Origin of the sequence: Bartonella sp. HY038 (assembly GCF_014117425.1) — a bacterium.
In the GTDB taxonomy this organism is placed as follows: domain Bacteria; phylum Pseudomonadota; class Alphaproteobacteria; order Rhizobiales; family Rhizobiaceae; genus HY038.
Genome location: NZ_CP059725.1, coordinates 3,247,057 through 3,265,448, shown reverse-complemented (window position 1 = coordinate 3,265,448; position 18,392 = coordinate 3,247,057). Strand labels below are relative to the sequence as shown.

Sequence of the window (18,392 nt, the reverse complement as noted above, 5' to 3'; positions counted from 1 at the left end):
ATCCACCAAGACCGTAAAATTTATAGGGCATTTAAAAACGTCAATGTTCGCTTATCATTTTATCAACGTTGTGATGAACGGGCAGCCTCAACCGTTAAAGCCAGCAATGTTTGACGGATAATTGGCACGCTAAGTGCCGCCGATTTACGACTTTCAAGAACGGCGTTTTGCAGCCGCTCCATAGCGCGAATGATGCGCGGCATCGTCCAGCTATTTAATGCGCGCTCTACAATTTGTGCTCGTTTGAAGAATATTGGCGGACGAGCGGATTTTACCAATTGGCTCGCTGATGCCCTATCATTATCCATATGAGCTCGCATTTGCATTAATTGTTGAAATTGTCTTTGCGCTGCACTTAATACAAGAAATAAGGCTGCGCCGCTTTCAACCTGCCGATCAAAATGCTGGTTAAAACTATCAATATTGCCAGAAAGCACAGTATCAATAATTTCATCTTGCGAAAGCGCGCTGACATCGCTTACCGCATGAGCAACATCATCTACGCTGATTTCATCTTGGCCCTTGGCATAAAAGCAGAGTTTTTCCAATTCGCCGCGTGATGCCAAGCGGTCAGCACCAAGACTTTCACGCAGCCATTTACGCGCGTCCATAGATATTTTCATGGAAAATTCATCAAGCACTTGATCAATCAGCGCATCAATGCCACTTTGATTATCGCTATAGCAAGGAAGTGCCATGGAGCAGGAACCAGCCTCGACAATACCGCGTAAGCCAGTCACGCCTTTTTTCAAATCCCCAGCTTCGATTAAGACGTAAGCGCCTTGTGGCGGTGTTGCTATTAACCACTTAACCGCGTCGGCAAGTCCTTTTTGAGCGCTTGCATTGCGTACCCATATTAAACGCTGACCACCAAAAAGCGTCACGGTGCGAGCTTCATCACCAAGGCGGGCAGGATCGCTATCAATTTCACTTGCATCAATTTTTAAAGTTGAAAACGGATCTTGTAAATCAATGCCAGTATTTTTAGCAAACAGTGTTGCGCGTTCGGACACAAGACCTTTATCTGGCCCATAGACCAGAACGATGGGAAAAGTTGATGAGGGTTTGAGAATAAAACCATCCACCTCATGGGCTTTTCGTTGCGCCATTTTGCTAAGAATCCTTTGATTTAATAAATGTAGTTTTGATTTAAGGCTTGATGCTTGGTTAAGCAACAGCAAAAGCATTTATCAGCCTCATAAGCTGCGGTAAATTGGTGGTTGTCTTTTTTAATACCATCTCAAAAGCAAAACTAAAAGGATCTAAATTTATTATATAAGTGTTCATATATTAAAAAAAAGAATCAAATCTTTGCCAAGGCGAAATTTTATCACAAAAATCCAATAATATAGATTGATAAATTTTATTATAAAAACAAGTGGTTGCATTTTTTTTTGCAAAAAACAAATTTTGTTATTGCATTCTCAACACCATTGCGGCATATAACGCCAGTCTTGAAACGAAGCGCAATGCTTCGATACGCTAAATGAGCGGGCGTAGCTCAGGGGTAGAGCACAACCTTGCCAAGGTTGGGGTCGTGGGTTCGAATCCCATCGCCCGCTCCAGTTTCCTAAAAACTGATTTATTAACGAACTCCCAATAGATGCAGTGAAAACTTTAATAGTCAATAATTTTCATTGAATCATAAATTTTCAAAATAAATTAAGTTTTACTCAAAAACGTTCAAATCATAATAATATTTGGCTGCATTTAAAAATATTTGACGACGCTGTTCGTTTTGAATTTTAGGCGCAACTTTAGAAATAATAGTCCAAATCTCAACTGCTAATTTATCGTAATCTTCATCTAATTCATAAAGTCGATTGTCAGAAAATACATTTAAAAAAATGTTAAATACCTCATAATCAGCATCGTTAACATCAGTAAATGGTAGCTTGGGTTGAATATGCTCGTCACATAAATAATTTAGTGGATTTTTCAAATACCACCCAACATATTTTCTATCTTTGATAATAAAAGCAAAATCATCAGATAAAAAAATAATTTCTGAATTTTTTAAATCTTCAATCTTGTAAAAACAAAGGTAATATCTTTCATCTTGATTTAAATATCTAAATGATGTTCCCTCAAAAGGCAGCAATGTGCCAGATAAAGATAGTTTTCCAAATCTTATTTTTTTATAATCAAGGCGGTCATATATTTTTGTCTTCCTATTTTGATTAGAAGAAGCACATTTTACCGAAGAGAACTCCCCATTTTTATCAAAGCAAAAAATATCTTGGCTTGTTAATATATCATATGGAGTACAAATGTCGATGTTTTGAGATTTTATCAAATAAGCAAATATTCCTGTAGGCGCAATCTGAAAGTGAATTGTTGCGTCTGAAAACACTGGACTTTCAGTAATTTCTAATAAGACCCCATCAGTTATTTCAAAGCGATTAGAATTTTCCATAATAATTCCATTCATTTATAATTAAACGCATAAATATTGAATATTTTTTCTATTCTTTCACAAGTTTTAAAGAACATAAAATACCAAAAGAACAATAGCTTCTGTCTATCGCTTATTTTTCAATCTATTATTTAAACAATGAAGAAAATTTATTGCTTAAAAGTCATTATAGCGGTTAATTATACATAGTCGATAAAATAAGATCAGACTTAAATTACTAGTGCTGGAGCATTTTCGTGGACAAAGATGAGCTTTTTAAAATATTAAACGATGAATCTTTAAGAGCTCCTCTTAAACAATTTATACTTCCACATTTAATTGAACAAGCAAAACAAGGTAGCCTAGACGCGCAAATATGCCTTGCTGGAAATTATGAGCGTGGCGATGGCATCCCTCAAAATATCACCGAAGCCGCTTACTGGTACCGCAAAGCAGCTTTACAAGGTGATGCTGCCTCACAAGCCTATATGGGTTATCTTCATCTCAAGGGAAAAGGTGTAACTCAAGATAAACAACAAGCTATGGAATGGTTACGCCTTGCTGTTGACCAAGGTAATGCTACCGCGCAAGTTAATTTAGCACTTTTATATATGCAAGATCAAAATATTCCCCATTACTTGGAAGAGGCAGCGCAACTTTATCACTTAGCCGCAGAGCAAGGCAATGAAGTTGCACAAATTAATTTAGCCCTCATGTATCAACATGGCTATGGCATTGAAAAAAATATTAGCGAAGCGGTTAGGTTATACCAATTGGCCGCAGAACAAGGTCATTTACAAGCCCAACGCACGCTTGCGCACCTTTTTAAGGATGGAGAAGGCGTTGAACAAGATTACCAAAAAGCTGCCTATTTTTATCGCTTAGCAGCAGAACAGGGCGATGATGAAGCCCAATACATGCTAGCAGGGCTTTATAATCACGGATTAGGCGTTGAACATGATAACCGTGAATGCGAACGTTTTTTGAAACAAGCCGCGGAACAAGGAAATATTTCGGCACAATTGGCATTAGCAGAAAAGTATCATGATGGCTTGGATTTTGAGAGAAACATAACTGAGGCTATTCGTTATTACCAATTAGCAGCAGCGCAAGGAAGTCCTGAGGCGCAGTATAATTTAGCGGTAAAATATAGTAACGGCGAATATTTTGAACAAAATAAGCAAGAAGCCTTGCGCCTTTACCAACTCGCTGCGGCGAAAGGTTTAGCATATGCACAAAATAATATCGCTTATATGTATGAAATAGGCGACGGCGTTGACGTAGATAAAGAAAAAGCCGCCTATTATTATCAATTAGCCGTTGCACAAGGTAACGCCTATGCTCAAGTTAACTTAGCCTCACTTTATGAAGATGGTGACGGAGTTAAACAAGATTACCAAGAAGCTCTCCGCCTTTATCGCCTTGCCGCCGATCAAGAAAGTGCCTACGGTCGAGCCAATCTTGGTTCAATGTATGAAAAGGGTTTGGGTATAAATCAAGATTATCAAGAAGCCCTCCGCCTTTATCGCCTTGCCGCAAACCAAGGGCTCAGTGATGGCCAATTTAATTTGGGGCGCATGATTTATCATGGCAACGGCGTTGAAAAAAATCAAACCGAGGGATTAAAATGGATTAATTGTGCAGCAGAAAGCGGCGATGAAGATGCACTTAAATTTTTAAAAGAAATTGCGCGATCTATTAGCTAAAAGCCTAGCGGGAAAACCATGATAAATATTTTCAATTTTTTGCTTAAAAAATTTAAATGCCTTTTTGCCGATACAAAGCCAAGCGATTCTATTGCTGATTTGCAAGAACAAGCTGCAAATGGCGATCAATACGCACAGACAGAATTAGGCTTTATGTATTACCATGGCAATGGTGTTATTGCCAATAAGCAAGAAGCCAATCGGCTTTATCGCCTTGCCGCCGAACAAGGTAATGCGCAAGCACAGTTTAATCTTGCACTTGCCTATCAACATGGTCAAGGTATTTTGCAAGATAAACAATTGGCTTTGCATTGGTATAGGCTTGCAGCCCAGCAAAATTTTGTACCAGCACAAGTTAATCTTGCCTTAATGTATGAAACTGGCGACGGCATCCCACTAAATTATGATGAGGCTGTGCGGCTATACCAATTAGCGATAGAACAAAAAAGCGCTATTGCCCATATAAACTTAGGTGCCATGTATCAAAGAGGCGATGGCATTAAAAAAGATGACCATGAAGCCTTTAGGCTATTTTATTATGCTGCCGAACAGGGATTTAAAAATGCCCAATACTGCTTAGGCTTTATGTATGAAAATGGCACTGGCGTTGAAAAGGATATAGGAAAAGCTATCCAATGGTACACGCTTTCGGCTGAACAAGGTTCTGATCTAGCCCAATTTGCCCTAGCCAATCTTTATCAAGCTGGTGATGACATCCCGCAAGACATGCAAAAAGCAATTTTTTGGTATCGTCTTGCAGCAAAACAACGACACAGTGGCGCACAAGCCAATTTAGGCCTTATCTACGAAAAAGGCGATGGGCTTCAACAAAATATTGCTGAAGCGATTAGATTATATCGATTGGCGGCAGAACAGGGTGATAGTAACGGGCAAAATCAGTTAGGTAACGCCTATAGGAAAGGATTGGGCGTTGAGAAAAATGTAACTGAGGCTCTGCGCTTATTTAGTCTATCGGCAAATTCTGGTAATATATTTGCACAAATGAACCTTGCAGTTATTTATGATCTAGGTGAATTATTAGAAAAAAATTCTGCCAAAGCAGTCCATTGGTACCGCTTAGCTGCCGATCAAAACTTTGCACCAGCGCAAGCAAGGCTTGCGGTTATGCTAACCAATGGTGAAGGCTGTGCAGTAAACAAAGCAGAAGCCTTGCGCCTTGTTCAATTAGCCGCGGCACAAGGCCATGAAGCTGCACAAAATAATTTAGCCTTATTATATGAAAGCGGCGATGGTATAGAGCAAAATACCAAAGAAGCATTGCGCTTATATCATCTTGCTGCCGAACAAGGCTATAGCGAAGCGTTGCATAATCTTGCAGTCATTTATGAAAATGGTGACGGGGTAGAACAAGACATAGAAAAAGCCATGGCTTATTATCATTTGGCAGCAAAACAAGGTCTCACAGCATCACAAATTAATCTTGCGCTACGCTATTGCAACGGTAAAAATGTAAAGCAAGATATTAATGAGGCAATAAGACTTTACCGCCTTGCCGCCAATCAAGGTAATGCTAATGCACAAATGTTACTTGCATTATTATACAAAGATGGGGATGGCGTTAAACAAAACTTGCAAGAAGCCGTTCGCTTACTCCGTCTCGCCGCAGACCAACAATATGCAAGGGCCCAATTGTTGCTTGGCACACTTTTTTATCAAGGAAAAGGCGTTTCAAAAGATATGGATGAAGCTTTAAAGTATTTTCATCTTGCGGCAAAGCAAGGCGATGTGTTTGGTCAATTAACCTTAGCCGCTTTATTTGAACAAGGTGAGTTCATCCAACAAGACCGGCAGCAGGCACTGCATTGGTATAAGCTTGCTGCTGAACAAGGTAATGATATTGCGCAATATAATCTTGGCACCATTTATGAACTTGGCAAAGGTGTCGCCCCAGACATAGCAAAAGCCTTAGAATTTTACCAACAGGCCGCCGCGCAAGGTAATGAAGATGCATCAGAAAGGTTAAAAAAATAATCTATGCCAATCAAAACCTATTGCGTTTATTATATTTTAAAAATACAAATAAAAAATCATAATTTTACTTCCCTATTTTTATCTTCATAAATTTAAAAACCTTTAAGCGAGTATAAAATGAAAAACATTTTTAAATTTGTTAAAAATTTTCTTTTTAAAAACTCAAAAGATGAAATTTCAGTTTCAGATTTACAAGGAAAAGCCAAGCAAGGCGATGCCAAGGCACAAGTGCAATTGGCTGCCATGTATCTATCAGGCACGGCAATCCCCCAAGACAAACAAGAAGCGGCAAGGCTTTTTCGTCTCGCTGCCGAGCAAGGTAATGGAGAAGCACAATCCAATCTTGCAATGCTTTATCTGTCGGGTAATGGTGTTATGCAAGATATGCAGGAAGCTGCCCATTGGTGCAAACTTGCCGCAGAGCAAGGAATTGTAGCTGCCCAAGTAAACCTCGGTCTTATGTATGCAAATGGTGATGGTGTTGAGCAAAATGAAAGTGAAGCCATACGCCTTTATCGTTTGGCGGTTGAGCAAGGCGATAGTATCGGGCAACTTAACCTAGGCATAATGTATCAAAATGGCCAAGGGGTAGAACAAGATTATGTTGAGGCAGCGAGGCTATTTCGGTTAAGTGCAAAGCAAAATAATAGAACCGCACAATATTATTTTGGTTTTATGTATGAAAATGGTTTGGGCTTTGAAAAAGATAGCAGCGAAGCTGCCAAATGGTATAAATTATCAGCTGAACAAGGTGATGCCGATGCTCAATGCAAATTGGCTATAGCCTATCAGACCGGCGAAGGTTTAAAGCAAGACAAACAAAAAGCTATTCATTGGTACCGTTTGGCCGCTAAGCAAGGACAAAATTTTGCGCAAGCTTTTTTGGCTAATATGTATCAACATGGCGATGGTGTAGAAAAAAACACTGCTGAAGCCCTACGGCTTAACCGTCTTGCAGCCGAAAAAAATGATGCGGTAGCACTAAATAGCCTCGCTATCATGCATCTTACCGGTGATGGTGTTCCTAAAAACCCAAAAGAGGCATTAAAACTTTTAAAAAAATCAAGTGAACTTGGCAATAACCTTGCAACATATAATCTTGCCCGCATGTTATACGATGGTGATGGGGTAGCAGTAGATAAACCACAAGCTCTGGAGTATTTTAAACTTGCCGCTGAACAGGGCATGGCTGAAGCACAATTTTGCTTAGCGGCTAAATATGATACTGGCGAAGATGTTATTGCCGATAAGCAAGAAGCTGTACGCCTATATAGCCTTGCTGCCGCAAACGGTCATGACTGGGCGCAGCTACATTTAGCAATGCTATATCAATTGGGTGAAGGTGTTAAACAAGATAAGCAAGAAGCGGTGCGTCTTTGTCAATTGGCAGCAGATCAAGGCAATATGGAGGCACAATATAATTTAGGTCTTATTTATGAGGCTGGCAATGATGTTGTACAAGATAGAATAAAGGCGGCACATTTTTTTAAATTAGCTGCAGATCAAGGCTTTGATAACGCCCAATATGCCCTAGCCCGTATGTACGCTGATGGTGAAGGCGTTAAAAAAAATATCGATGAAGCGGCAAGATTATATGGATTGGCGGCAGATCAAGGCCATCATTGGGCGCAGTTTAACCTCGGCATTTACTATGAACAAGGCTATAGCGTTCAACAAGATGTAACCAAAGCGGCAGAGCTCTATCAACTCGCAGTAGAACAAGGCAATTCCGGCGCGCAAATTAACCTTGGCTTTTTATATATGTTTGGCACAGGCGTAGAAAAGGACATGAAAGAAGCTCTACGCCTTTTCCATCTTGCTGCTGAACAAGATGAGCTATTCGCACAGTTAAATTTGGGAGTACTTTATCAAGATGGCGAGGATGTAAAACAAGATTTACAGCAAGCAATGCACTGGTTTCGTCTTGCTGCCGAAAAAGGCAATGCCGATGGACAATTTCATTTAGGGCAACTCTATAGTAATGAGCAAAACTTAAATTATGATAAAGAAAAAGCATTAAAATGGTTGCATCTTGCGGCGGAGCAGAACCATCAAAATGCGCAAGAACTGTTAAAAGAACTTGATAATTATGTACCACCGCTAACACATTAATTTTAGTAATACATTCGTTTTGGTAGCGCATTATTTGGGGAGAAATTGTAAAAAATATGCTCGGTAAAATCATGTTTTTTAAAAAAAGTCTAACCTTCGACAATTTTCATTATCTAAGACAGGCTCAATTAAAAAATAGAACCCTGCAGTTAAAATCCTATTTAATTGAAATAATGATGAATTTTTATATGGTTTTTTATCAACAATGTGATAGAAGATTTGAGGCTATGCCAAGCCTCCCCCCTCCAGATGGGAAAGCACTTTTTGTGTAGGTATAACGATCTAAGTAACAGCTAATATCGCGAGATGATATGAGGAGGGATTATCATAAATTTGCGATTTAAGGTTGTTAATTTTATGAACAACATTCAAAGAATACCACTTCATCAACTAAAACGCCAAGCCAAACAATTGGTGCGCTTAGAAAAAATCGCCCATGTGAAAGCATTGAACCGCATTGCTAGGGAAAATGGGCATAAAAGCTGGACCTTGCTGCTGCGTGCTTATCAAAGTAATAAATTCGGCGATTTATTTACCAAGTTTAAAAATGGTGATTTGATTTTAGTGGCAGCCCGACCAAGGCAAGGTAAAACACTTTTAAGTTTAAAAATAGCGCGTGAGGCAATCGCATTTGGTCATAAAGGTGTATTTTTCACTCTCGAATATAACCAAATGGACGTTCATAAACGTTTACAAAAAATTGGTGTTGCGCCAAATCAATGGCTAGAAAAGCTTATCATTGATACTTCAGAAGATATTTGCGCCAACTATATTATAAATATTACAAAAACAATGCCATCGAGATCTTTTGCGATTATTGATTATTTACAATTATTAGACCAAAGGCATGATAAGCCACCACTAATCGAACAAATATCCTTGTTAAAAACATTTGCCATGCAGCAAAAAATTATTCTTATTTTCATCAGCCAAATTGATCGAAAATTTGAATTAAGCGGACGCAATTTTCCTAATTTAATCGATATACGACTGCCTAATCCAATTGATCTTACCTTGTTTGACAACATATGCCTTTTGCATGAAAAAAACCTTAAGCTAGTTAGCCCAACCGCATAATATGCAGACATTGGTTGTTTTGCAAAAGCGATTCAACCTCAATTGTCATTTCACCAACAGGTTTATCCTCACAATCATCTACATCATCAATATGTTGGCGACGATAAATTATAATATAATGAGTTATGCAAAGATATAAAACCCAACTAGCACTACCCAAAAACCACCATAATAGTTAATTGTATAAATAGTGGCAAAATGGTTATGATGACGTAATGCAAAAATTTTCTTGGGCTGTTACATCTCTTTCAAAACCTTGAATGAGCAGACCAAGTCGTGTTGTATTAAACAGTGCAAATTCCTTGCCGAGCAAAGCATGTGTCCAACTAACCGATGCATTACGAACAGCTTTTTGTACAAAATTGGTGAGTATCACTGCCTTTGAGGGGATAAAAAATACTTGTATCAAGGCTGCAAAAGCAAAGAGAAAAAGCCAATTATTTAGTCCAACCACATTAAAGCCTATAGCATTATTCATAGCATCAACAACTATTCCCAGTATAATTGGTGGCAATATTAATGCAGCTTTACTCATACACACAATAGTAAGAATTAAGAGAAAATAGTCCCAAACACTGTTTGATCGTCAAATCAAAAACTATAATTCGATATTATCCCCTCTTAATGCAATAATTACCCTATTGCTGATGGGATCATAAACAGGTGCATTAAAGGTGCTAGGTGGTTTGTTAGAAATAATTTTTATATATTTAAAAGTTAAATTTATAATAGTCCTTATCCCAATAAAGTTATTAAGAGAATTGCCAAAAGCAGCTCTTTAGTATCCACTGTTAAGGAAGTAAAACTGAGGTTATACTTTTTTTATCCCAATGTAGACAATTCTGAAATTGTTTTTTACACTCTAGATTCAATTGGAGTTGTAGCATGGGATAATGAATTTTCAGTATCATTTGCATCACCAGATGAATGCATAAATTATCAACCATCTGGTGATGTAGATCTTGACCTTATTAATGAATCATATCGTCCTTCTTCTTTTGTCGAATTACAACTCAATGGATATGAAGACATTTTAATGGGATATTTCCCAGTAAGCGATGAATGGAAATGTGGTGAGCCTATGATAAAGTATCTAGGCCCACGAGTTTATTTTAATAAGGTCACTCCATAATTTAAGAGCTAAAATAAATCCCATTTTAATTTTAACAAAAGTTTTGAACCCCTTGCTATTGATGATAGAAGTTGGCGAAATGCAGCAGGTGCTGCAAAATTGAATAAAGCCTATCGCGTTACTATGGCACGGCTAGTGGAACCAAAGATCCTAATAGTGAATGGGTTCATTTTACCACATTTATAGGCTATGTATGCTTTTATTATAATTCGTCTTTTGGGTTGTTATAAAAATCAAATGCACCAAATAAACCAAAATAATTTTGTGCCATTAAACAAACAAAAAGATATTATTGATATAAACGACAAAACTATTTTTCTTGAAAGGTTCGGATCAAACATGTTTCGTCTTACACGGCATTCCTTGTTTATCATCTGTTTAATGTTTGGCACGCTGGCAGCATTGATAAGACCAGGGCAGGCACAGCTTGTTGTGGATGTAACGGCTAATCAGTTTAAGCCGATTCCTATCGCAATCACTGATTTTTTATCGGGTGATCAAACAGGGGCTGAAATTAGCCAAATTATTGCCGCAGATCTTGAGCGTTCGGGTCTTTTCCAACCGCTTGATCAAACGGCATTTTTAGAGCGCATTACCAATCCTGATGCTATTCCACGCTATAATGATTGGCAACAAATTGGTGCACAAGGTCTCGTTACAGGGCGCGTTGTAACCCAACCTAACGGTCAATTGCGTGTTGATTTCCGTCTTTGGGACGTATTTAAACAAGATCAGCTTGAAGGGCGCTATTTTATATCCTCGGTTGTGACAACAGCTTCAAAACGCCGCATTGCCCACCAAATCGCTGATATTATTTATGAAAAAATGACTGGTGAAAGCGGCTATTTTGACACACGAATCGTATTTATTGACGAAACAGGTCCACGTAATAAGCGTGTTAAGCGTCTTGCGATTATGGACCAAGATGGTGCTAATGTTAGCTATTTATCTACCGGACAAGAGCTTGTTTTAACACCGCGCTTCTCGCCAACCCAGCAAGAAATTACCTATATGGCCTATGGCAGTGATAATGTGCCAAGGGTCTATTTGCAACAAATTGAAAGCGGACAAAGAGAGCCAGTTCCTTTTAGCAATATGACCATTGCGCCACGTTTTTCACCCGATGGGCAAAAGGTTGTCATGAGTCTTTTGCAAGATAATGGTAGTTCCAATCTTTACGTTATGGATTTGCGCTCACATATGACAACGCGCCTTACATCAACCTTAGCAATTGATACATCAGCATCTTACTCGCCCGATGGTAGTAAGATTGTTTTTGGTTCTGACCGTTCTGGAAAGCCAAAACTTTATGTGATGAATGCTGATGGTAGCGATCAAAAGCCAATTTCTTTTGGTGATGGTAGCTATTCAACCCCAGTTTGGTCGCCACGCGGAGATTATATTGCCTTTACCAAGCAATTGCAGGGGCAATTTTCCATCGGTGTTATGCGCCCTGATGGTACTGATGAGCGTATATTAACTAGTGGCTTCCATAATGAAGGCCCTACTTGGTCGCCAAATGGCCGCGTAATCATGTTTTTCCGTCAAGATCAGGGCAGAGGCGCAAAGCTTTATACAATCGATGTTTCTGGCCGCAATGAACGTCAATTACCAACCCCAAATGACGCATCAGACCCAGCTTGGTCACCTTTGTTAAAATAATTATTCAAAGCAAATGCAAAAATAAAAAGGCACAGATTACTCTGTGCCTTTTTCATTTACGTAAAACTTTTATCCTTATGATAATTCTGCCAAAGCGCGTTCTAAACCTTCCGCAACCAGTTGGTTGGCACGCTGCTGACTTGACGCTTCACTATAGCAACGTAGTTCCGGCGCATTGCCAGAGGCGCGAAAATGGATAATTTCGCCATTTTGTAAAATAACCCGCAAACCATCAATTGCGTCCCAACTTTTAATGGTACCAAAGGGTTTAAAAAAGCGAATACGCTCAGTACCATTGGAAAGCAGGATAAGAAATTTTTCGGTTTTTTCACTTGGAATGCCTTGCACTCGGCTGCTAGCGGTAAAGCGTAGTGGTAATCCCTTACAAAGCGCATTAATCGGCAAATTATTCATTTGCGCTAGGCCTAAAACACATAGAATCGGTAATAATGCATCGCGGGTTGGCAAGGCTGGTAGAACACCATTTTCTAAAGCGGCATCGCTGCCAAGCAATACGCCACCATTAGCCTCAAAACCTATAATCATTGATGAGCCATCTTGCTCGGCTTCGTTCATATCGGCAATAACATAAGGCGAGCCAACTTTACTGCGATAAACATGGGAAAACCAGTTAGAGGTTTCAACAAGTGATGTTGAGGTGACCGGAGTTACCACCGCATCGGCATTTAAAAATTTTGCCGTCAGCATACCAAGAATATCACCACGCAAAAAATTACCGTCACTATCGGCAAGCAATGGTCGATCACCATCGCCATCGGTGGAAATAAGCGCATCAAGATCATAATCCTTGACAGCTTGCTTGGCAATGTCACGGTCTTCTTGGCGCAAAGCTTCGGTATCAACAGGGATAAAATATTCTGCACGGTGAAGCGGAATTACCTCCGCTCCAAGCTCGGCAATAATATCCACCATGACATCGCGGGCAACCGAGCTATGTTGATAAACGCCAATGCGCATTGATGAAAGGCTAGCAAAGGGAAGAACTGAAAAAGCCCGTTGGCGGTAGCGATCAAGCGCGGCAAGCGAACTATAGGGTAAAACTTCAAAGTCATCATAGGGGGCATGGTCAGGCAAACAGTTTAAAATTCCCTGTTCATCAACCTTGGTAATTTCACCATCTGGGCGATAGAATTTTAAACCATTGCGATCTTCAGGAATATGGCTACCTGTCACCATTATTGCGGGGCTTTGCTCATAAAGAGCGGATAATGCTAGTGCTGGGGTTGGTAATCGGCCATAATTCTTAACTTTATAACCCTCTGCAATAGCTGCCGCCATCACGGCATTGGCAATACGTTGGCTGCTTTGGCGCAAGTCACGACCAACCAATAATGTACTATCCTTATTGATAACCTCACATTGGCGTAAAAAACTTAAAAATGCGATCGTATAACGCTGGCAAATTTCATCATCAAGCTCCTCTACCAAGCCACGTAAACCGCTGGTACCAAATTTCAAATCGCCCATGATATAGATCTACCCTAATTGGAATGAATGGATGCGTTGCTTTTGCTAAATTGTCATGCTGTTGCATTTTATTGATAAAATCAAGAGACACTTTTTCTCATACGTCACCACATAAATGAAAAATAAATTTGGTGATTGAAATCAGTATTTTGATTTTTATAAAGCCTTACGATAAGTCCTGTCTTTTAAAGATTCGTAAAATCCATGACTTAGCTGAGAATTCTTCTAAACTTTCAGATCATAAAATACAGTTAAAAAGCCAAAAAAAATGCATTTTGAAATAGGATTGCTTAAATTTGAGCTAGAAGGATAAGTTTTTTATCTTTATATATCACACTATAAAATGGAAATGTTGGCAACTGCTCATACATCTTCTATAAGGTGGATAGGCTATGTGCCAGATTAAATGAAGCCAAGGCTTTTTATAAATTTTAAGGATATATCCCATGAATGCGCCGCTTGGTAATGTTGCTGAAGCCCTACAAGAAGAGGCTGCTCCATCTTTTCCTATTCCTGCCAATGTTTTTGCTGAAAAGGTGACGGAAGTTAAGCATTATACCGACCGCTTATTCAAATTTCGTATTACGCGGCCAGAAAGTTTTCGCTTCCGCTCTGGCGAATTCATCATGATTGGCTTGCCAAATGCTGAAAAGCCAGTTTTTCGCGCCTATTCTATTGCTAGCCCCTTTTGGGACGAAGAAATTGAGTTTTTCTCAATCAAGGTTCCAGGTGGGCCACTTACTGAGCATTTGCAAAAAATTAAAGTAGGTGACACAGTATTAATGCGCAAAAAGCCAACCGGTACTTTGGTGTTGGATGCGTTAATTCCCGGCAAGCGGCTTTATCTTTTATCAACCGGCACTGGCGTTGCTCCTTTTGCTAGCCTTATCCGTGATCCAGAAACTTATGAAAAATATCAAGAAGTGATTCTTATTCAAACAACCCGTGAATTGGCGGAGCTAGATTATGCCCGTGATCTGGTTAAACAAGTGAATGAAGATCCACTCATTGGTGAATTTGCTAATCAATTGAAATTTTATCCTATGACCACTCGTGAACAGTCGCCCCATATGGGCCGTATCACCGATACCATGCTTTCAGGACAATTTTTCAAAGATACTGGCTTGCCAGCAATTAATATAGAAGAAGACCGCGTGATGATTTGCGGCTCAATGGCAATGCTTAAGGATTGCGCGGCGATGTGCGAAACATTTGGTTTGGTGGAAGGTGCTAATAATGCACCAGCAACTTATGTCGTTGAGCGTGCTTTTGTCGACTAATCAAAGACTTTAAAAGTCAAACACCAATAAAAAGACATCCCAAATGGGCTTAAAGCTTTAACTCTTTGGGATGCCTTGACATTGCAATATAACAGCCTATTTGCGATATTTATCCTTATATTGTAGGTAAAGAATTTGCGTAATATTTAATAAAAACGCATATCGTAAAATAACAGTATTGTGGATGGTTAAAAAATTAATCCCATCATCCAATATTCGCAATAATTAGGTCAAGGGCATGAATAAGACAGCGCTTTTAAGCTTTATTTTTTTAGGGGTTATTTGGGGAACAAATTTTGTTTTTATAAAATGGGCATCTCCCTATCTTGATGCTGCACAAATAACTTTGCTTTGCGTTATTTTTGGATTTATCCCTGTTTTTTTCTATGCACTATATAAAAAAGCATTGCATGTTTCGCAACTGCGATACTGCCACCACTTCATCATCATGGCTTTACTGGTGATGGTCGTTTATTATTTTGCTTATGCCGAAGGGGCGATACGCCTACCGGTCAGCACCGCTGGTCTTTTAAGTGGCACTGCACCACTTTTTACTTTTTTATGTGCCTTATTATTTTTAAAAGAGCAAAAAATTACTTGGCTCAACGCCTTTGCTATTTTTATTGGTTTTTGCGGTATTGCGCTGCTTGGCAATCCCTTCGCTGAAAGCCATGCTTTTGATATGATCGGCATTGGCTATATGATTCTAGCGTCATTAAGCCTTGGTGTTTCCTTTGTCTATGCACAAAAATTTTTGATGCCGCTTAATATTCCCATCATTGCATCAACCACTTATCAATTAGGGTTTGCAATTATTATCCTTTTACCGTTTATTCCATTGAATAATATTGCCCCAATTTTTAACGATCCCAAAGCATGGATTGGCTTAATTATTGGCCTTGGCTTATTAAGTACCGGTGTGGCTTATGTCGCATATTATTATATTGTTGAAAAATCAGGCGCGGTTTTTGCCTCCAGTATTGTATATGTTCCACCGATTGTTGCCCTTGCCCTTGATATATTTGCATATCATCACAATGTTGGACTAAATAGCTATTTGGCAATTATTTTCGTTTTGGCTGCAGTTGCACTGCTTGAGCTTGATTCATTTAAAAACCGTGCGCCAGCAATTTAAAATTGTACATTGCCAATTCCTTTTAATATGATGCACATTCTTTGCATAGTAAATGAAAAGCATGTTTTTTAAACCTAAAACCATTAAAGAAGCCTATAGCGATAACTTCGTTCTGTCGGATAGGACTTTACCTTTAAAAGTTATAACCAATAGCCGCGCCAAAAGATTAACGCTCCGCATTGTAAGTGGTGGCAAAGGCTTAAGGGTAACAGTGCCACCGCGTACCAGCAAAAAGGCAGTTGGTGAATTTTTAAACCGCTATAAAGGTTGGCTTGAGACGAAACTTAGCCATTTACCACCACCGAGCCTTGAAGAACCGATGCTTAAATCAGGCGTCAAGATTCCGATTTTTGGAAAGCCTCACCGCATTTGTCATTTGGAAGGGCGCGGAACAACAAGCTTAGTGCCGAATAGTGAAGCCGACCCTCAAATTTTGGTTTATGGCGCAGAAAAGCATCTACCAAGACGGCTGAAAGATTTTCTCATAAAACAAGCAGAATTGATGATTACGCCTTTGGTGGCAAAATATGCAAGCGAAGTTGGTCGCAAACCAAAATCCATTCGTTTTAAAGATACAACGAGTCGTTGGGGATCATGTACCAGTGATGGGGCATTATCATTTTCATGGCGCATTATGATGGCGCCACACAACGTCATTGATTATCTCGTTGCGCATGAAGTGTCTCACCTCATTGAAATGAACCACAGCAGCGATTTTTGGAATCTATGTGAAAAGCTTTGCCCCGAATCTAAAAAATGTCGGGCTTGGTTAAAACGTAATGGGCAAAGTTTACACGCGATTGACTTTGCATCCATCTAAGGAAATTCCTTAATGTAACTTATTTCACAATCGATTTGCCCTAGCCGCCCATTTGCAGCAATTGCCCTCATTGGGCAGAATCTATCGAGTAGGCGTAAAAGTTCTTTCGCAATTAACGACCGACAATCTGGCAAACCAAAAAATAAAAAAATTAAGAAAAGAAATTATTTTATTTTTTGACCGAATCCGTTTCGATTCTGCTTAAAATTTGAAAGATTCGCCCATCTTTTATTAGAAATAAGGCATATTCGCCATGGTTTAGCATCGAACATGGACGAACAAAGGCGCAATTATGTCAAAAACGAGATGAGTTAACATTTTGTTTACTAAAGAATTTTCGCTTTTTCGCTTTTTTCGGTAAGTTTGTGCACATTTCGCTAGGTGTGGCTTTTTTACTACAGACTTTTTTGCTAGAGCGACTATATTGAACTTAATTGCAGTTCTTTGCATGGAGAAATGAAAATGAATATTAAGTATCTTATCGCAGCATCAGCTGCAGCCCTTATCGCAGCAACAGCAGCAAACGCAGCTGATATCGTTCAGCCAGCTCCTTATGAGCCAGCTCCAGTTGTAACAGTTCCTACATTTAGCTGGACTGGTGCATATGTTGGTGGTCAGATCGGTGGCACTTGGTCAGATTCAAATGTTAAATCTGAACGTAACATTGGCTTCTTGCCAGTTGGTTACACTCAAGGTGTTAACTGGAGCCCAGATGGCAACGGTTTCGTAGGCGGTCTTTATGCTGGTTACAACTTTGAAGTTGGCAACAACATCGTACTCGGCGCAGAAACCGATTTCGTATGGGGCGACGTAAAAGACAGCTACTCTTCAGTTGCACGTTATGGCATTGACCCATTGTCACCTTATAACTACAACAGCGAAGGCAACATCAAGCAAAAATGGGCTGGTGCTACTCGCGTTCGTGTAGGTTATGCAATGGATCGTTTCATGCCTTACGTAGCTGGCGGTGTTGCTTACACTAAAGTTGACACTAATGGTCGTAACTATTTGACAAGTGCAAACCCAGCAAGCCTTGCTGAAGTTCCAGGCTCAAGCCTTGGTTACAGCACTTCAAACACAATGACCGGTTGGACAATCGGCGCTGGCGTTGACTATGCAGTAACAGATAATGTTCTTGTACGTCTTGAATACCGCTATGCTGATTATGGTGATAAGACAAACACTTATACCCATACAACTGGCCAGACCTTCAAAGAAAAGATTGACTACAAGTCAAACGACGTTCGCGTTGGTGTAGCTTACAAGTTCTAATCTGAATTTGTTTCTATTAGAAAAGCCCCGTGCATTGCGCGGGGCTTTTTTATTGCCGTTTATAATCTAGGGGGCTGCCCCTCTTAGGTTAAAATATTGATGTCATCGAAAGCTCATCAAATATTTCCTCTTCACCAAAGTTCATGGTCTTTAGATATAACCCAAAGGCAAATAGAGCTCGCAACATAAACTTGATTGAGTTTTTTTAATTGGTGTTAGCTGATGTAGATTATTGCGATATTGTTTATTTATTTGCAGGTGAGTTAAACATTGACGCTTTGTTCAACTTATTGCTCTTAAAAATGTTTTAAAGCACATTTA

General features: G+C 39.4%; 13 protein-coding genes and 1 tRNA gene. 10 read left to right on the top strand and 4 right to left on the bottom strand.

Annotation, left to right across the window (positions count from 1 at the left end; all coding sequences use genetic code 11):
* Positions 1-62: 62 nt before the first annotated feature.
* Positions 63-1,109 carry a DNA polymerase III subunit delta gene (gene holA, locus H3299_RS14035; protein WP_182418248.1) on the bottom strand — a complete coding sequence of 349 codons (1,047 nt, stop codon included), beginning with the start codon at positions 1,107-1,109 and terminating at the stop codon, positions 63-65.
* Between the two features lie 381 nt (positions 1,110-1,490).
* Here holA and H3299_RS14030 point away from each other — a divergent pair.
* A tRNA-Gly gene (locus tag H3299_RS14030) sits at positions 1,491-1,565 on the top strand.
* Between the two features lie 104 nt (positions 1,566-1,669).
* On the opposite strand, the gene H3299_RS14025 is transcribed toward H3299_RS14030, so the two are convergent.
* Positions 1,670-2,416: a hypothetical protein gene (locus tag H3299_RS14025; RefSeq protein ID WP_182418247.1), complete on the bottom strand. Its 747-nt coding sequence runs from the start codon at positions 2,414-2,416 to the stop codon at positions 1,670-1,672.
* A 236-nt stretch (positions 2,417-2,652) separates the two neighbouring features.
* Here H3299_RS14025 and H3299_RS14020 point away from each other — a divergent pair, with 236 nt between their 5' ends.
* The 4 genes from H3299_RS14020 to H3299_RS14005 all read left to right on the top strand — a co-directional run bounded on the left by H3299_RS14020 (position 2,653) and on the right by H3299_RS14005 (position 9,282).
* Positions 2,653-4,101 carry an SEL1-like repeat protein gene (locus tag H3299_RS14020; protein WP_182418246.1) on the top strand — a complete coding sequence of 483 codons (1,449 nt, stop codon included), beginning with the start codon at positions 2,653-2,655 and terminating at the stop codon, positions 4,099-4,101.
* 18 nt (positions 4,102-4,119) lie between these two features.
* Positions 4,120-6,093 (top strand): SEL1-like repeat protein, encoded by a 1,974-nt coding sequence (locus tag H3299_RS14015; protein ID WP_182418245.1) that lies wholly within the window; start codon positions 4,120-4,122, stop codon positions 6,091-6,093.
* Positions 6,094-6,210: 117 nt separating this feature from the next.
* Entirely contained in the window at positions 6,211-8,205 is a 1,995-nt protein-coding gene (locus H3299_RS14010; RefSeq protein WP_182418244.1) for an SEL1-like repeat protein, read from the top strand.
* Between the two features lie 357 nt (positions 8,206-8,562).
* The gene (locus H3299_RS14005; protein WP_182418243.1) at positions 8,563-9,282 is read left to right on the top strand and encodes a DNA helicase; all 720 of its coding nucleotides are present in this window, start codon (positions 8,563-8,565) and stop codon (positions 9,280-9,282) included.
* Between the two features lie 202 nt (positions 9,283-9,484).
* Here H3299_RS14005 and H3299_RS14000 read toward each other — a convergent pair whose 3' ends face one another.
* The gene (locus tag H3299_RS14000) at positions 9,485-9,817 is read right to left on the bottom strand and encodes a hypothetical protein (protein ID WP_182418242.1); all 333 of its coding nucleotides are present in this window, start codon (positions 9,815-9,817) and stop codon (positions 9,485-9,487) included.
* A gap of 936 nt (positions 9,818-10,753) precedes the next feature.
* Between H3299_RS14000 and tolB the strand changes: the two genes are divergently transcribed.
* The gene (gene tolB / locus H3299_RS13995) at positions 10,754-12,076 is read left to right on the top strand and encodes a Tol-Pal system beta propeller repeat protein TolB (protein WP_182418241.1); all 1,323 of its coding nucleotides are present in this window, start codon (positions 10,754-10,756) and stop codon (positions 12,074-12,076) included.
* Between the two features lie 75 nt (positions 12,077-12,151).
* On the opposite strand, the gene H3299_RS13990 is transcribed toward tolB, so the two are convergent.
* The gene (locus H3299_RS13990; RefSeq protein ID WP_182418240.1) at positions 12,152-13,564 is read right to left on the bottom strand and encodes a phosphomannomutase; all 1,413 of its coding nucleotides are present in this window, start codon (positions 13,562-13,564) and stop codon (positions 12,152-12,154) included.
* Between the two features lie 446 nt (positions 13,565-14,010).
* On the opposite strand from H3299_RS13990, the gene H3299_RS13985 reads away from it, so the two are divergent.
* The 4 genes from H3299_RS13985 (at position 14,011) to H3299_RS13970 (ending at position 18,071) form a co-directional block, all read left to right on the top strand.
* The gene (locus tag H3299_RS13985) at positions 14,011-14,844 is read left to right on the top strand and encodes a ferredoxin--NADP reductase (RefSeq protein WP_182418239.1); all 834 of its coding nucleotides are present in this window, start codon (positions 14,011-14,013) and stop codon (positions 14,842-14,844) included.
* 238 nt (positions 14,845-15,082) lie between these two features.
* On the top strand, positions 15,083-15,979 hold the full coding sequence (locus H3299_RS13980) for a DMT family transporter (RefSeq protein WP_182418238.1): 897 nt from the start codon (positions 15,083-15,085) through the stop codon (positions 15,977-15,979).
* Positions 15,980-16,040: 61 nt separating this feature from the next.
* Positions 16,041-16,799 carry a M48 family metallopeptidase gene (locus H3299_RS13975; protein ID WP_246708087.1) on the top strand — a complete coding sequence of 253 codons (759 nt, stop codon included), beginning with the start codon at positions 16,041-16,043 and terminating at the stop codon, positions 16,797-16,799.
* Between the two features lie 462 nt (positions 16,800-17,261).
* Positions 17,262-18,071: an outer membrane protein gene (locus tag H3299_RS13970; RefSeq protein ID WP_182418236.1), complete on the top strand. Its 810-nt coding sequence runs from the start codon at positions 17,262-17,264 to the stop codon at positions 18,069-18,071.
* The last annotated feature ends 321 nt before the right edge of the window (positions 18,072-18,392 follow it).

Coding starts and splice junctions, on each gene's coding strand:
- tolB (WP_182418241.1), top strand. CDS start 10,754: ATGTTTCGTCTTACACGGCATTCCTTGTTTATCATCTGTTTAATGTTT.
- H3299_RS13985 (WP_182418239.1), top strand. CDS start 14,011: ATGAATGCGCCGCTTGGTAATGTTGCTGAAGCCCTACAAGAAGAGGCT.
- H3299_RS14005 (WP_182418243.1), top strand. CDS start 8,563: ATGAACAACATTCAAAGAATACCACTTCATCAACTAAAACGCCAAGCC.
- H3299_RS13990 (WP_182418240.1), bottom strand. CDS start 13,564: ATGGGCGATTTGAAATTTGGTACCAGCGGTTTACGTGGCTTGGTAGAG.
- H3299_RS13980 (WP_182418238.1), top strand. CDS start 15,083: ATGAATAAGACAGCGCTTTTAAGCTTTATTTTTTTAGGGGTTATTTGG.
- H3299_RS14010 (WP_182418244.1), top strand. CDS start 6,211: ATGAAAAACATTTTTAAATTTGTTAAAAATTTTCTTTTTAAAAACTCA.
- H3299_RS13975 (WP_246708087.1), top strand. CDS start 16,041: ATGTTTTTTAAACCTAAAACCATTAAAGAAGCCTATAGCGATAACTTC.
- H3299_RS14000 (WP_182418242.1), bottom strand. CDS start 9,817: ATGAGTAAAGCTGCATTAATATTGCCACCAATTATACTGGGAATAGTT.
- H3299_RS13970 (WP_182418236.1), top strand. CDS start 17,262: ATGAATATTAAGTATCTTATCGCAGCATCAGCTGCAGCCCTTATCGCA.
- holA (WP_182418248.1), bottom strand. CDS start 1,109: ATGGCGCAACGAAAAGCCCATGAGGTGGATGGTTTTATTCTCAAACCC.
- H3299_RS14025 (WP_182418247.1), bottom strand. CDS start 2,416: ATGGAAAATTCTAATCGCTTTGAAATAACTGATGGGGTCTTATTAGAA.
- H3299_RS14015 (WP_182418245.1), top strand. CDS start 4,120: ATGATAAATATTTTCAATTTTTTGCTTAAAAAATTTAAATGCCTTTTT.